The following is a 13,698-nucleotide window of genomic DNA, read 5'->3' on the forward strand; positions in this document are numbered from 1 at the left end:
AGGCCCCGTCCACGCCAGCGTGGGCGGGGCCTGATCCGTCACCCGGGCACGAGCCCGCCCCGTCGGCGCGCGCCCGGACGGGCCCCGCGCGCCGCGTTCGTTAGACTTGCCGGAGTCGTCCGTGCCCACCGGGTGCGCGGACCCCGGACCGAGCTCCCGCACCACCACACCCCCCGCCACCGGATGCCGGTCGGACCCAGTCTCTAGGAGGACATGTGCTCAGCGCTTTCGGACGGGCGTTGCGAACCCCGGACCTGCGACGCAAGCTGGGGTTCACCCTCGCTCTCATCGTGCTCTACCGCCTGGGCACGTTCATCCCGGCGCCGGGCGTCGACTACGGCAACGTGCAGCAGTGCCTGGCCCTCGGGACCACCACGGGCGGCGTGTACGACATGGTGAACCTCTTCAGCGGTGGCGCCCTGCTGCAGCTGTCGGTCTTCGCCCTGGGCGTCATGCCCTACATCACCGCGAGCATCATCGTGCAGCTGCTGCGCGTGGTCATCCCGCGCTTCCAGGAGCTGCACGAGGAGGGCGCGCAGGGCCAGACGCAGCTGACGCAGTACACCCGCTACCTCACCATCGGCCTCGCGCTGCTCAACGCCACCACGGTGGTCTCGCTGGCGCGGTCCGGGGCCCTGCTGGGGGACTGCCCCCTGCCGATCATCCCGGACGACACCTGGCTGACCGTGCTGATCATCATCATCACGATGACCGCCGGGACGGCGATCATCATGTGGCTGGGGGAGCGGATCACGGAGAGGGGCGTGGGCAACGGCATGTCCCTGCTCATCTTCACCTCCATCGCCGCGACCTTCCCCTCCGCGCTGGGCGAGATCCTGCGCACCCGCGGCTGGGGCGTGTTCCTCTCCGTGCTGGCCGTGGGGCTCGTGGTGATCACCTGCGTGGTCTTCGTGGAGCAGTCCCAGCGCCGCGTGCCCGTGCAGTACGCCAAGCGGATGGTGGGCCGGCGCACGATCGGGGGGACCACCACCTACATCCCGCTCAAGGTCAACATGGCCGGTGTCATCCCCATCATCTTCGCGTCCTCCATGCTCATGCTCCCCGGCATGCTCGCCCAGTTCGGCATGCCGGACGACGGGACGGACATCCCCGGCTGGGTCAACTGGATCAACACCTACCTGATCACCGGCGACCACCCGGTCTACATGGCGATGTACTTCCTGATGATCGTGTTCTTCACGTACTTCTACGTGTCGATCACCTTCAACCCGGAGGAGGTCTCCAACAACATGAAGCGCTACGGCGGCTTCATCCCGGGGATCCGCGCGGGCCGTCCCACCGAGAAGTACCTCGCCTACGTGCTGAGCCGGATCACGTTCCCGGGCGCCCTCTACCTGGGCATCGTGTCGATGATCCCGCTGGTGGCGCTCGTGCTGATCAACGCGAACCAGAACTTCCCCTTCGGCGGGCCGTCGCTGCTGATCATGGTGGGCGTGGGCCTGGACACGGTGAAGCAGATCGAGGCCCAGCTGCAGCAGCGCAACTACGAGGGCCTGCTGCGCTGACCCCCGCCCCGCCGCCCCTCGCCGGGCACGGCGGGGACCGCCCGGTAGACTGTGACCGCAGCCAGCACCGACCGCAAGGAGACTTCATGACCCGCATGCTCATCATCGGCCCCCCCGGCGCAGGCAAGGGCACGCAGGCCGTGCGCATCTCGGAGCGGCTCGGCATCCCGGCGATCTCCACCGGGGACATCTTCCGGGCCAACATCAAGGGCCGGACCCCGCTGGGGCAGGAGGCCAAGAGCTACATCGACGCCGGCGACCTCGTCCCGGACTCGGTGACCAACCGGATGGTCCGCGACCGCCTCGCCGAGGCGGACACCGCCGACGGCTTCCTGCTCGACGGCTACCCGCGCAACGCGGCGCAGGTGGAGGAGCTCGACGCCATCCTGGCCGGGCTGGGCCAGGAGCTCGACGTCGTGCTGAAGCTGACCGCCGACCGCGACGAGCTCGTCCAGCGGCTCCTCGGGCGCGCCCAGAAGGAGGGACGCACCGACGACACGGAGTCGGTGATCCGGCACCGCCTCGACGTGTACGACGCGGAGACCGCCGCCGTCGTCGACGTCTACGACCGGCGCGGCGTCGTCCGCGAGGTGGACGGCCTGGGGACCGTCGACGAGGTCTCCCAACGGATCATGACAGCGCTGTCCTGACGCACCGTTGCGCACCACGCACTCCGTGACACCCCCGGACACCCCCGGGGGTCTCACGTTTAACCCACGACAGCCGCGAGCTCCCCGACCGGGGGAGCGGCTCGGAAGGAAGACCGCATGTTCGGCCGACGCCGGATCGAGTACAAGACCAACGCCCAGCTGCACGCCATGCAGCGCGCCGGGGTGGTGACCTCGCGCGCCCTCGACGCCGCGGTGGCGGCCGCCGTCCCCGGCGCGACCACGGCGTCCCTCGACGACGTCTTCCGCTCCGTTCTCGACGAGCACGGGGCGAGCTCCAACTTCCTGGGCTACTTCGGCTATCCCGCCGCGGTGTGCGTGTCCGTCAACGAGGTGGTGGTCCACGGCATCCCGGGGGAGCAGGTGCTGGAGGAGGGCGACATCCTCTCCGTGGACGGCGGGGCGATCGTCGGAGGCTGGCACGGTGACTCGGCGCGTACCGTGCTGCTGGGCCGGCCCGACCCCGCGGACGCCGAGCTCTCCGACGTCACCCGCAACGCCATGTGGCACGGCATCGCGGCGGCGGCCACCGGCACGCACGTCGGCGACATCGGCGCGGCCGTGGAGGACTACGTGCGGAAGGTCTCCGGGCACCGCTTCGGCATCCTCGAGGAGTACGTGGGCCACGGCATCGGCTCCAAGATGCACATGGCCCCCGACGTCCTCAACTTCCGCAGCACCGACCGCGGTCCCCGCCTGCGCGCCGGGATGGCGCTGGCCATTGAGCCGATGCTCGTGCGCGGCGGCATCGGCACCCGCGTGCTCGACGACGAGTGGACCGTGGTCACCACCGACGGCGCCCGCTCCAGCCAGTGGGAGCACTCCGTGGCCCTGCACGCCGACGGCGTCTGGGTGCTCACGGCCGAGGACGGCGGGGCCTCGGAGCTCGAGCCCCTCGGCGTGCGCCCCGTCCCGATCCCGGAGGACCTGCCGTGAACCGGCGCTCCACCACCACCCCGGACCCGCGAGACCGCGAGGAGAACACCGTGGCCCAGCAGCCGCAGCAGAGCAGCACGACCCGCACGCCCGTCGAGCTCACCGTGAGGCCGCGGCCCGGTCAGCTGACCTTCACCGCGCCGCGGCGCGGCAAGCCCCCGCGCCACCTCGCCGACTTCGACATGGCGGGCCGCCGGGAGTTCCTCGCCGAGCTGGGGCACCAGCCCTTCCGCGCGGGCCAGCTCTCCCGGCACTACTTCGACCGGTTCGCCACCGCCCCGGAGGACATGACCGACCTGCCCGCGGCGGGCCGGGAGGAGCTCGTCTCCCAGGTCCTGCCGCCGTTGCTGACGACCGTGCGCAGCCTCGAGGCCGACCAGGGGGACACCGTCAAGAACGTCCACCGGTGCTTCGACGGGGCCACCGTGGAGTCGGTGCTCATGCGCTACACCCACCGGGTGACCATGTGCATCTCCTCCCAGGCCGGCTGCGGCATGAACTGCCCCTTCTGCGCGACCGGCCAGGCGGGCCTGACCCGCAACCTCTCCACCGCGGAGATGGTCGAGCAGGTGGTGCAGGGCGCGCGGATGCTCCGCGGCGGCCGGGTCGGGCGGGCCGAGCAGGAGCCGCTGCGCATCTCCAACATCGTGTTCATGGGCATGGGGGAGGCCCTCGCCAACTACAAGGCGTCGATCGGCGCGATCCACCGGCTCATCGATCCCTCCCCCGAGGGCCTCGGGATCTCGGCCCGCGGGATCACCATGTCCACGGTGGGCCTCGTGCCGGGCATCCGGAAGTTCACGCAGGAGAAGCTGCCGGTCACGCTGGCGCTGTCCCTGCACGCCCCGGACGACGAGCTGCGGGACGAGCTCATCCCCATCAACACCCGCTGGAAGGTCGACGAGGCCCTCGACGCCGCCTACGACTACTACCAGGCCACGGGCCGGCGGGTCTCGATCGAGTACGCCCTGATCCGCGACATCAACGACCACGGGTGGCGCGCCGACCTCCTCGGGGAGAAGCTCAACGCCCGCGGCGGCGGCTGGGTGCACGTGAACCCCATCCCGCTCAACCCGACCCCGGGCTCGAAGTGGACGGCCTCGCGTCCCGGCGTGGAGCAGAACTTCGTGGAGCGCCTGCGGGCGCACGGCATCCCCACCACCGTGCGGGACACCCGCGGTTCCGACATCGACGGGGCCTGCGGGCAGCTCGCCGCGACCGTCTGAGCGCCGTCGCCCTCCGGGCCCGGCTCCGCTCCCCGGGGCCGCCTCCCGCGTTGCGGGGGGCGGCCCCGATCCCGTAGAGTGTCCTGTTGGTTGTCTGTGCTCCAGCGATTCCGCACACATCGGACCGCGCCGACCATCACCGTGCACCACGAACGGTGATGGTGCACGCGTACGGGTCCGCTGCGGCGTTTAACGACGATGTACACCCGAAACCCTGCTCGCCGCCCCGGCGGGCGGACCCAGAAGTTAGCGGAGGATATGGCCAAGAAAGACGGCGTCATCGAGATCGAAGGCACTGTGGTCGAGGCTCTGCCCAACGCGATGTTCCGCGTTGAGCTGAACAACGGTCACCTGGTCCTCGCCCACATCTCCGGGAAGATGCGGCAGCACTACATCCGGATCCTCCCCGAGGACCGCGTGGTGGTGGAGCTGAGCCCGTACGACCTCACCCGCGGTCGTATCGTCTACCGCTACAAGTAGGACCGGCGGCCGTCCGGGCCGCACACCACTCGAGAGAACGACGCGAAGGAATGCGATGAAGGTCCAACCGAGCGTGAAGCCGATCTGCGACAAGTGCAAGGTGATCCGCCGCAACGGGCGGGTCATGGTGATCTGCGAGAACCCGCGCCACAAACAGCGTCAGGGCTGACCAGCCCCGACTATTCCACGCAAGTGGATCGACAACGGCACCGCTCCCGACCGGAGAGATCCAGGCGGGTGCCCCCGGTACAGAGGCCGGGGACCGGCGGACGGACATGACGTCACCGACCGGGCAGCGATGCTCCAGACCTCTGGAACAGCACAAGGAGAACCGCCGATATGGCTCGTCTCGCAGGCGTCGACCTTCCCCGCGAAAAGCGGCTGGAAATTGCGCTCACCTACATCTACGGCGTGGGTCGCACCCGCGCGCTCGAAACCCTGGACGCCACCGGCATCTCGGGCGACCTGCGCGTGCGCGAACTCACCGATGCACAGCTCGTGGAGCTGCGCGACTACATCGAAGGCAACTACAAGGTTGAGGGTGACCTCCGCCGCGAGGTGGCCGCCGACATCCGCCGGAAGGTCGAGATCGGCAGCTACCAGGGCATCCGGCACCGCCGCGGCCTGCCCGTGCACGGTCAGCGCACCAAGACCAACGCCCGCACCCGCAAGGGTCCGAAGCGCACGGTCGCCGGCAAGAAGAAGTAGCCCGCCGCCGCTCGCGCGCCAGGACCCCGCGGTCCCCCGAGCGGCCCACCACCACTCTTCACTGCTCTTCCTGAAAACTTTGTAGGAGAAATCCATGCCCCCGAAGACTCGCGCAGCGGCTGCCCGCAAGCCCCGCCGCAAGGACAAGAAGAACGTCACCCAGGGCCAGGCCCACATCAAGTCGACGTTCAACAACACCATCGTCACCATCACCGACCCCTCCGGCGCCGTCCTCTCCTGGTCGTCCGCCGGCGAGATGGGTTTCAAGGGCTCTCGGAAGTCCACCCCCTTCGCGGCCCAGATGGCCGCCGAGGCCGCCGCGAAGCGCGCGCAGGAGCACGGCATGCGCAAGGTCGACGTGTTCGTCAAGGGCCCCGGCTCCGGACGCGAGACCGCCATCCGCTCCCTGCAGGCCACGGGCCTGGAGGTCGGCTCCATCTCGGACGTCACCCCGAGCGCGCACAACGGCTGCCGTCCGCCGAAGCGCCGCCGCGTCTGATGTGCGCACGCCCACCGGGACCCCGCGGGGTCCCGGTGGGCGTGCCGACAACGGACCGGGCACCGGTCCGCACCCATCAACTGTTTTCCACCATTTGCGCGCGTCATATAGCGGATGCCCGCTGAAAGGAAACATCAGTGCTCATCGCACAGCGCCCCACCCTCTCTGAAGAGGTCGTGGCCGACAACCGGTCCCGCTTCGTGATCGAACCGCTCGAGCCCGGCTTCGGCTACACCCTCGGCAACTCCCTCCGCCGCACCCTCCTGTCCTCGATCCCCGGTGCTGCCGTGACCAGCATCCGGCTCGACGGGGTGCTCCACGAGTTCTCCACCGTGGAGGGCGTGAAGGAGGACGTCTCCGAGGTCATTCTCAACATCAAGAAGCTCGCCGTCTCCTCGGAGCAGGACGAGCCCGTCGTCGCCTACCTGCGCAAGCAGGGGCCCGGCGTCGTCACCGCCGCGGACATCACGGCCCCGGCCGGTGTGGAGATCCACAACCCGGAGCTGCACATCGCGACCCTCAACGCGAAGGGCCAGCTCGAGCTCGAGCTGACCATCGAGCGCGGGCGCGGCTACGTCTCCGCCGCCCAGAACAAGGCCGGGGACGCGGAGATCGGCCGCATCCCGGTCGACTCGATCTACTCGCCCGTCCTGAAGGTGACCTTCCGCGTGGAGGCCACCCGCGTGGAGCAGCGCACCGACTTCGACAAGCTGGTCCTGGACGTGGAGACCAAGGAGGCCATCACCCCGCGCGACGCCGTGGCCTCCGCCGGCACCACCCTGGTGGAGCTGTTCGGTCTGGCCCGGGAGCTCAACGCGGCCGCCGAGGGCATCGAGATCGGTCCCTCGCCGACGGACGCGGCGATGGCCGCCGACATGGCGCTGCCCATCGAGGACCTCGAGCTCACCGTGCGGTCCTACAACTGCCTCAAGCGCGAGGGCATCCACACCGTGGGTGAGCTCGTGGGCCGCTCCGAGGCGGACCTGATGGACATCCGCAACTTCGGCGCCAAGTCGATCGACGAGGTCAAGGCCAAGCTCGTCGACCTCGGGCTGTCCCTCAAGGACTCGCCCCCCGGTTTCGATCTCGCCGCTCGCGCCGCCGCGATCGACGACGAGAACCCGTTCGACGACGACGACCACTAGTCCTTCCCGCTGACGTCCCGACGGGTGCCCGCCCGGGCCGGGACACACTTCCAGGAGATCAACAACCATGCCTACTCCCACCAAGGGACCCCGCCTCGGAGGCGGACCCGCGCACGAGCGCCTGATGCTGGCGAACCTGTCGCAGCAGCTGTTCGAGCACAAGCGCATCACCACCACCGTGACGAAGGCCAAGCGGATGCGTCCCTACGCCGAGCGCCTGATCACCTTCGCCAAGCGCGGTGACCTGGCGGCCCGGCGCCGCGTGCTGGCGCAGCTGACCGACAAGTCCGTGGTGCACGAGCTGTTCACGACCATCGCCTCGGCGATGGAGGACCGCAACGGCGGCTACACCCGCATCACGAAGATCGGCAACCGCAAGGGCGACAACGCCCCCATGGCGGTCATCGAGCTCGTGATGGAGCCCGTCGCGACCAAGGCGACCGTGGCCGAGGCCGAGCGCGCCACGGCGAAGGCCGCCCCGGCCCCCGCGGCCCCGGTCGACACCCCGGCCGAGTCCACCGCCGACGAGGTCGCCGCCGAGGAGATCCCCGCCGCCGAGCAGGCCCCCGAGGTCGGCTCCGAGCAGGCCGCCGAGGTCGCCGCCGAGAACTCCGACGCGGAGTTCCCCGGCTCGCACGCCCCGCTCGAGTCCGGCGAGGCCCCCGAGGGCTTCGAGGTCAAGGGCAACAAGAACTCGATGAAGTACCACGTGCCCGGCTCGCGCTGGTACGCGGGGACCACCGCCGAGATCTGGTTCGACTCGCCGGCCAACGCCGAGGCCGCCGGCTTCCAGCCGGCCGGTGGCGCCGCCGCGCAGAAGCTGCGCTGACCGGACGCCGTACGGACGGACACGACGACGCCGCCGGGGACCTGGTCCCCGGCGGCGTCGTCGTGCCCGCCCCCTGCCCGACCCCACCCCAGGAGCTGACCATGAGCCCGTCCGAGACCCCCGTGCGCGTGCGGATCGACCTGGCCTACGACGGCGCGCCGTTCTCCGGGTGGGCCCGCCAGCCGGGCCTGCCCACCGTGCAGGGAGTCCTGGAGGACGCCCTCGCCGTGCTGGTCCGCCGTGACGTGCGGGTCGTGGTGGCCGGCCGGACGGACACGGGCGTGCACGCCCGTGGCCAGGTGGCGCACCTGGACCTCGCGCCGGGGGAGTGGGCGGGACTCGCCCGCGGCCGGGGGGAGGACCCGGCGCGCGCGCTCGAACGCCGCCTCACCGGGGCGCTGGCGCACCTCCTGGGCCGCGGCCGCCGGGAACAGGGCCTGCCGGAGTGCCCGGGCGCCGTGGTCGTCCGCCACGCGGGTGCCGCCCCGGCCGGTTTCGACGCCCGCTTCTCCGCCGTCTCCCGGCGCTACAGCTACCGGATCGACGACGGCGCGGCGGGCCGGGACCCGCTGACCCGGCACCTGACGTGGTGGACGAAGGACGTGCTGGACGTGCCCGTGATGGCCCGGGCGGCGCAGGAGCTGGTGGGGCTGCACGACTTCCTGTCCTTCTGCCGCCCGCGGGAGGGCGCCACCACGGTGCGCGAGGTCCTGGACGTGTCCGTCGAGCGGGACCGGGACGGGCTCGTGCTGCTGGGCATCGAGGCGGACGCCTTCTGCCACCACATGGTCCGCTCGGTCGTGGGCGCGGCCGCCCGCGTGGGCGCGGGCCGCGAGGACCAGGACTGGCTCGGCCGCCGGCTCGCGGAGCGGGTCCGGGACGCCAAGGCGCTGTTGGCCCCGCCGCACGCCCTCGTGCTCGAGGAGGTCCGCTATCCCGGGGACGCCGCCCTGGGGGAGCGGGCCGAGCGCACCCGGGCGCGGCGCAGCCCGCTCGGCGCCCCCCGCCCCGGGGCAGTGCGCGACGCTCTCGGGGACCCCCGGCCCGGCGAGCCCCGGGCGGCCGAGGGCCCGGGGCGCCCGCGGGGAGATTGACCGCCGCAGCTCCCGGGTGTATGGCCCGAGTGGTCTTTGGCGGCTCCATCCGGTACCGTGGGGTGCTGTTGTGCGTGTCCCGCCTCGGTTCACGTGTACCCGGATCCGCTGTCCCGTTGCAGGACGCCTGGCGGTCCGGTGCACCGGGGTCTCGGGCACCGGATGCAGCTCGGCCCTCACCCGAGCCCCGGACGGCACACCGAGAAACGGCGTGATCCCAACTAGCGCCACCGAGATAACCCGAACGAAGGCAAACTAACGTGCGTACGTACACCCCGAAGCCCGGTGACATCCAGCGCCAGTGGCACGTCATCGATGCCACCGACGTCGTCCTGGGTCGTCTTGCCAGCCAGACCGCAACGCTGCTGCGCGGAAAGCACAAGCCGACCTTTGCTCCCCACGTGGACGCCGGTGATTTCGTCATCATCATCAACGCCGAGAAGGTGGCCCTGACCGGCTCCAAGCTCGAGAAGAAGCGGGCCTACCGCCACTCCGGCTACCCGGGCGGGCTCAAGTCCAGCTCCTACGCCGAGCTGCTCGAGAAGCACCCGGTCCGCGCCGTGGAGAAGGCCATCCGTGGCATGCTCCCGAAGAACAAGCTGGCCGCCCAGCAGATGTCCAAGCTCAAGGTCTACGCCGGCCCGGAGCACCCGCACGGTGCCCAGCAGCCGCAGACCTTCGAGTTCACCCAGGTCGCCCAGTAACCGGGCCTACGACAGAAACTAGCGAGGAAAATCGTGGCTCAGAATACTGAAGAGCAGAACATCGTGGACGGCGAGGAGCAGCTGAGCAGCTACACCTCCGAGTCCGCCCCCGTCGAGGAGACCGCGGCCGCCGCGGAGCGCCCGGCCCTCACCGTCTCCGGCCAGGCCGTCGGCCGCCGCAAGGAGGCCGTGGCCCGCGTGCGCGTCGTCCCCGGCTCCGGCCAGTGGACCGTCAACGGCCGCACCCTGGAGAACTACTTCCCGAACAAGCTGCACCAGCAGGAGGTCAACGACCCCTTCAAGGTGCTGGAGCTCGAGGGCGCCTACGACGTCATCGCCCGCATCCACGGCGGTGGCCCCTCCGGCCAGGCCGGTGCCCTGCGCCACGGCGTGGCGCGCGCGCTGAACGAGATCGACGTCGAGAACAACCGCCCGACCCTCAAGAAGGCCGGCTTCCTGACGCGCGACCCGCGCGTCATCGAGCGCAAGAAGGCCGGTCTCAAGAAGGCCCGCAAGGCCCCGCAGTACTCGAAGCGCTGATCGGAGGGCCGCCTGGCCCGGCCCCAGCGTCCCGGACCCCGTCCGACCCGGTGCACACCGGTGTCGGGCGGGGTCCGTTCGTTCTCGCCCGCCTGCCGCTGTCCGGGACGCGGGGAACGTAGGATGGGGGGCGATGTCTAGATTATTCGGAACGGACGGCGTGCGCGGGCTCGCGAACGACCTCCTCACAGCCAACATGACCCTGGACCTGGCCCAGGCCGCCGCGATCGTGCTCGGCCACGGCCGCGCACGCGAAGGACGGCGCCCCACGGCGGTCGTCGCCCGGGACGGGCGCGCCAGCGGGGAGTTCCTCAGTGCCGCGGTCACCGCGGGTCTCGCCGGGTCCGGCGTGGACGTCCACGACGCCGGCGTCCTGCCGACCCCCGCACTGGCCTACCTCGTGGCGGACCTCGACGCCGACTTCGGCGTGATGATCTCCGCCTCGCACAACCCGGCCCCCGACAACGGGATCAAGTTCCTGGCCCACGGCGGGCGGAAGCTGCCGGACCGGGTGGAGGACGAGATCCAGCAGGTCTTCGAGTCCGGCGACTTCCGTCGCCCCACCGGCGCCGGGGTCGGGCGCATCCACCTGCTCACGGACGCGGAGGACCGCTACGTCCTGCACCTCGTGGGCGCCATCCCGCACCGGCTCGAGGGGATGCGCGTGGTCCTGGACTGCGCCAACGGCGCCGCCAGCGGCGTCTCGCCGGACGCGTTCCGCGGCGCGGGCGCCGACGTGCACGTCATCGGCGCGGAGCCCGACGGCCTGAACATCAACGACGGCTGCGGCTCGACCCACCTGGAGCCCCTCCGGCGGGCCGTCGTCGAGCTCGGCGCAGACCTCGGGATCGCCCACGACGGCGACGCCGACCGCTGCCTCGCCGTGGACGCCACCGGCCGGGAGGTCGACGGGGACCAGATCATGGCGATCCTCGCCCTGGCGCTGAAGGACGCGGGCCGGCTCGTCGACGACACGCTCGTGGCCACCGTGATGAGCAACCTCGGTCTCAAGCTCGCCCTGCGCGAGGCGGGGATCGACGTGCGCGAGACCGCCGTGGGGGACCGCTACGTCCTCGAGACGATGACCGAGCACGGGTACAACCTGGGCGGCGAGCAGTCCGGCCACGTCATCATGTCCGACTACGCCACCACCGGGGACGGGCTGCTGACCGGGCTGATGCTGGCCTCGCGGGTGGCCCAGACCCGCGCGCCGCTCGCGGAGCTGGCCCGGGTCATGACCCGGCTGCCGCAGGTGCTGCTCAACGTGCGCGGCGTGGACCGCGCCGCCGTGGGCTCCAACCCCGGTGTGCAGGCGGCCGTCGCGGAGGTCGAGCAGCGACTCGGCGAGACGGGCCGCGTGCTGCTGCGTCCCTCGGGGACCGAGCCCGTGGTCCGCGTGATGGTGGAGGCGGCCTCCGAGGAGATCGCCCGGGCCGAGACGGCGTTCCTCGCTGCCGTCGTGGAGCGCGAGCTGGCCCTGACCGTCTGAGCCGGCCCCGCAGGCCCGCACCGGAGCTGCCGCCGCTGCGGGCCTGCGGCGTCCGGCGGTCAGCGCGGGGCGGGCGGTCCGTAGTCCGGGGCCGGGGGCAGGCCGGAGAACTCCTCCAGCGTCGCGGCGCCCGAGCGCACGAGCTCCTGGGCCCGCTCCGGGCCCAGGTAGCGCAGGTGCCACGGCTCGTACCAGTAGCCGGTGGTGCCGTGCTCGCCCCAGGGGTAGCGCACCACGAAGCCGTGCTCCGGCCCGTGCTCGGCCACCCAGGCGGCGGTGGCCGTCCCGTCGAAGCACTCGCGCAGCTCGCACCCGGAGCCGTCGCCGACGTCCACGGCCAGCCCCGTCTGGTGCTCGGAGTGGCCCGGCCGGGCGGACACCGTGTCGGCGCCCGCACGGCCCTTCTGCGCGACCCATCCGGCGTAGGTGTCCGACTGCTCGGCGTAGGAGCGGTAGCCCGACACGATCCGGATCGGCACGCCCTCGGCCCGGGCGGCGGCCAGCAGCGCCCGCGCCGCGGCGGCCGCCTCGGGGCGCAGCAGGTGTCCCTCGACGTCCTCGAGGGCGGGCGGAGCCCAGTCCTGCGGGTCGAGGGGGCGCTGCTTGTTGACCACGACGGCGAGCGAGGCGGGGTCGTCCAGGTCCGGGCGCGGTTGGGGGTCCCGCTCCGGGACGGCACCGGGACCCGACGGCGCCGGACCCGACGACGGCGCCGGACCCGAGGTGGGTGCACCGGAGGCGGCGGCGGACGTGGCCGGCGTGGTGGCCGAGGGGGCCGGCGGGGCCGGGGGAGCGCCCGCGGGATCCGGTGCGCACCCGGCGGCGAGCACGGCGGCGGCGAGCAGGAGGGCGCCGGCGCGCACGGCGTCCATCAGTTCTTGCGCAGCAGCACGCGCCGGATCGAGTGGTCGGACTCCTTGGAGAGGATCAGCCGGGCGCGGCCGCGGGTCGGCTGCACGTTCTCGATCAGGTTCGGCTCGTTGATCCGCCGCCAGATGCCGGTGGCGGTGGCCACGGCCGCCTCGTCGGAGAGGTCGGCGTAGCGGTGGAAGTAGGAGCCGGGGTCGGCGAAGGCGGAGTAGCGCAGGGCCTGGAAGCGCTCCACGTACCAGTGCTCGATGTCCGCGGGGCGGGCGTCCACGTAGATGGAGAAGTCGAAGAAGTCGCTCAGCGCGAGGGCGGCCCGGTCCCCGGGGCCCACCTTGGCGGGGGCGAGCACGTTGAGCCCCTCGATGATCACCACGTCGGGGCGGGTCACCACGATCTCCTCGCCGGGCAGGATGTCGTAGCTGTGGTGCGAGTACTTGGGCGCCCGCACCTCGGGGGCGCCCGACTTGATCTTCGCCACGAAGCGCAGCAGGGCGCGGCGGTCGTAGGACTCCGGGAAGCCCTTGCGGTCCATGAGCCCGCGGCGCTCCAGCTCCGCGTTGGGGTACAGGAACCCGTCCGTGGTGATGAGCTGCACGTTGGGGGTGGACGGCCACCGGGAGAGCAGCTCGCGCAGGAGCCGGGCCGTGGTGGACTTCCCGGCGGCCACCGACCCGGCGATGCCGATCACGAACGGGGTCCGGGCGTGCTCCTCGCCGAGGAACGCGTTGGTCGAGGCGTTGAGCCGGTTCGAGGAGTCGTCGTAGAGGGTCAGCAGCCGCGAGAGGGGGAGGTACACCTCGCGGACCTCCGCGACGTCGAGCCGGTCGCCGAGGCCGCGCAGGTTCTCGATCTCCCGAGAGGTGAGAGGAACGTCGATCTCGTGGGAGAGCCTCGACCAGGTCTGCCGGTCGAGCTCCACGAAGGGCGACGTGCGTTCGCTCAGCGTAGATGCGGTCATCGACCACAGTCTAGACCGCCCCCGGA

At 71.6% G+C, this 13,698-nt stretch carries 16 protein-coding genes; 14 read left to right on the forward strand and 2 right to left on the reverse strand.

Features of this window, described 5'->3' with window-relative positions:
* The first annotated feature begins 215 nt into the window (after positions 1-215).
* The 14 genes from secY to glmM all read left to right on the forward strand — a co-directional run bounded on the left by secY (position 216) and on the right by glmM (position 11,844).
* The gene (secY, locus tag ABD220_RS02150) at positions 216-1,526 is read left to right on the forward strand and encodes a preprotein translocase subunit SecY (RefSeq protein ID WP_344119403.1); all 1,311 of its coding nucleotides are present in this window, start codon (positions 216-218) and stop codon (positions 1,524-1,526) included.
* A gap of 86 nt (positions 1,527-1,612) precedes the next feature.
* A complete protein-coding gene (locus ABD220_RS02155) occupies positions 1,613-2,176 on the forward strand; it encodes an adenylate kinase (protein ID WP_344119404.1) in 564 nt (187 codons plus the stop codon).
* A 117-nt stretch (positions 2,177-2,293) separates the two neighbouring features.
* The gene (gene map / locus ABD220_RS02160) at positions 2,294-3,130 is read left to right on the forward strand and encodes a type I methionyl aminopeptidase (RefSeq protein ID WP_344119406.1); all 837 of its coding nucleotides are present in this window, start codon (positions 2,294-2,296) and stop codon (positions 3,128-3,130) included.
* 50 nt (positions 3,131-3,180) lie between these two features.
* A complete protein-coding gene (rlmN, locus tag ABD220_RS02165) occupies positions 3,181-4,356 on the forward strand; it encodes a 23S rRNA (adenine(2503)-C(2))-methyltransferase RlmN (protein WP_344119447.1) in 1,176 nt (391 codons plus the stop codon).
* 258 nt (positions 4,357-4,614) lie between these two features.
* Entirely contained in the window at positions 4,615-4,836 is a 222-nt protein-coding gene (gene infA, locus ABD220_RS02170) for a translation initiation factor IF-1 (RefSeq protein WP_017833319.1), read from the forward strand.
* 55 nt (positions 4,837-4,891) lie between these two features.
* The gene (gene rpmJ / locus ABD220_RS02175; protein WP_017833320.1) at positions 4,892-5,005 is read left to right on the forward strand and encodes a 50S ribosomal protein L36; all 114 of its coding nucleotides are present in this window, start codon (positions 4,892-4,894) and stop codon (positions 5,003-5,005) included.
* A 170-nt stretch (positions 5,006-5,175) separates the two neighbouring features.
* The gene (gene rpsM / locus ABD220_RS02180; protein ID WP_344119411.1) at positions 5,176-5,544 is read left to right on the forward strand and encodes a 30S ribosomal protein S13; all 369 of its coding nucleotides are present in this window, start codon (positions 5,176-5,178) and stop codon (positions 5,542-5,544) included.
* 94 nt (positions 5,545-5,638) lie between these two features.
* Positions 5,639-6,043 (forward strand): 30S ribosomal protein S11, encoded by a 405-nt coding sequence (rpsK, locus tag ABD220_RS02185; RefSeq protein WP_017833322.1) that lies wholly within the window; start codon positions 5,639-5,641, stop codon positions 6,041-6,043.
* Positions 6,044-6,180: 137 nt separating this feature from the next.
* Positions 6,181-7,188: a DNA-directed RNA polymerase subunit alpha gene (locus ABD220_RS02190; RefSeq protein WP_344119413.1), complete on the forward strand. Its 1,008-nt coding sequence runs from the start codon at positions 6,181-6,183 to the stop codon at positions 7,186-7,188.
* 67 nt (positions 7,189-7,255) lie between these two features.
* Positions 7,256-8,017, forward strand: coding sequence for a 50S ribosomal protein L17, sunset domain variant (gene rplQ / locus ABD220_RS02195; protein WP_344119415.1), 762 nt, complete (start codon positions 7,256-7,258; stop codon positions 8,015-8,017).
* A 101-nt stretch (positions 8,018-8,118) separates the two neighbouring features.
* Positions 8,119-9,111: a tRNA pseudouridine synthase A gene (locus ABD220_RS02200; protein WP_344119416.1), complete on the forward strand. Its 993-nt coding sequence runs from the start codon at positions 8,119-8,121 to the stop codon at positions 9,109-9,111.
* A 260-nt stretch (positions 9,112-9,371) separates the two neighbouring features.
* Positions 9,372-9,815 (forward strand): 50S ribosomal protein L13, encoded by a 444-nt coding sequence (gene rplM, locus ABD220_RS02205; RefSeq protein WP_017833326.1) that lies wholly within the window; start codon positions 9,372-9,374, stop codon positions 9,813-9,815.
* A 33-nt stretch (positions 9,816-9,848) separates the two neighbouring features.
* On the forward strand, positions 9,849-10,355 hold the full coding sequence (gene rpsI / locus ABD220_RS02210; RefSeq protein WP_344119420.1) for a 30S ribosomal protein S9: 507 nt from the start codon (positions 9,849-9,851) through the stop codon (positions 10,353-10,355).
* Positions 10,356-10,488: 133 nt separating this feature from the next.
* Entirely contained in the window at positions 10,489-11,844 is a 1,356-nt protein-coding gene (gene glmM, locus ABD220_RS02215) for a phosphoglucosamine mutase (RefSeq protein WP_344119422.1), read from the forward strand.
* 59 nt (positions 11,845-11,903) lie between these two features.
* Here glmM and ABD220_RS02220 read toward each other — a convergent pair whose 3' ends face one another.
* Positions 11,904-12,716, reverse strand: a complete 813-nt coding sequence (locus ABD220_RS02220) for a M15 family metallopeptidase (protein WP_344119424.1) — start codon at positions 12,714-12,716, stop codon at positions 11,904-11,906.
* Positions 12,716-13,672 (reverse strand): type I pantothenate kinase, encoded by a 957-nt coding sequence (coaA, locus tag ABD220_RS02225; RefSeq protein WP_344119426.1) that lies wholly within the window; start codon positions 13,670-13,672, stop codon positions 12,716-12,718. Before coaA ends, ABD220_RS02220 begins: the two co-directional genes overlap by 1 nt.
* Positions 13,673-13,698 lie beyond the last annotated feature (26 nt).

The organism is Kocuria aegyptia, from assembly GCF_039530085.1.
In the GTDB taxonomy this organism is placed as follows: domain Bacteria; phylum Actinomycetota; class Actinomycetes; order Actinomycetales; family Micrococcaceae; genus Kocuria; species Kocuria aegyptia.

Coding starts and splice junctions, on each gene's coding strand:
- ABD220_RS02155 (WP_344119404.1), top strand. CDS start 1,613: ATGACCCGCATGCTCATCATCGGCCCCCCCGGCGCAGGCAAGGGCACG.
- map (WP_344119406.1), top strand. CDS start 2,294: ATGTTCGGCCGACGCCGGATCGAGTACAAGACCAACGCCCAGCTGCAC.
- infA (WP_017833319.1), top strand. CDS start 4,615: ATGGCCAAGAAAGACGGCGTCATCGAGATCGAAGGCACTGTGGTCGAG.
- rpmJ (WP_017833320.1), top strand. CDS start 4,892: ATGAAGGTCCAACCGAGCGTGAAGCCGATCTGCGACAAGTGCAAGGTG.
- rpsM (WP_344119411.1), top strand. CDS start 5,176: ATGGCTCGTCTCGCAGGCGTCGACCTTCCCCGCGAAAAGCGGCTGGAA.
- rpsK (WP_017833322.1), top strand. CDS start 5,639: ATGCCCCCGAAGACTCGCGCAGCGGCTGCCCGCAAGCCCCGCCGCAAG.
- rplQ (WP_344119415.1), top strand. CDS start 7,256: ATGCCTACTCCCACCAAGGGACCCCGCCTCGGAGGCGGACCCGCGCAC.
- ABD220_RS02200 (WP_344119416.1), top strand. CDS start 8,119: ATGAGCCCGTCCGAGACCCCCGTGCGCGTGCGGATCGACCTGGCCTAC.
- glmM (WP_344119422.1), top strand. CDS start 10,489: ATGTCTAGATTATTCGGAACGGACGGCGTGCGCGGGCTCGCGAACGAC.
- ABD220_RS02220 (WP_344119424.1), bottom strand. CDS start 12,716: ATGGACGCCGTGCGCGCCGGCGCCCTCCTGCTCGCCGCCGCCGTGCTC.
- coaA (WP_344119426.1), bottom strand. CDS start 13,672: ATGACCGCATCTACGCTGAGCGAACGCACGTCGCCCTTCGTGGAGCTC.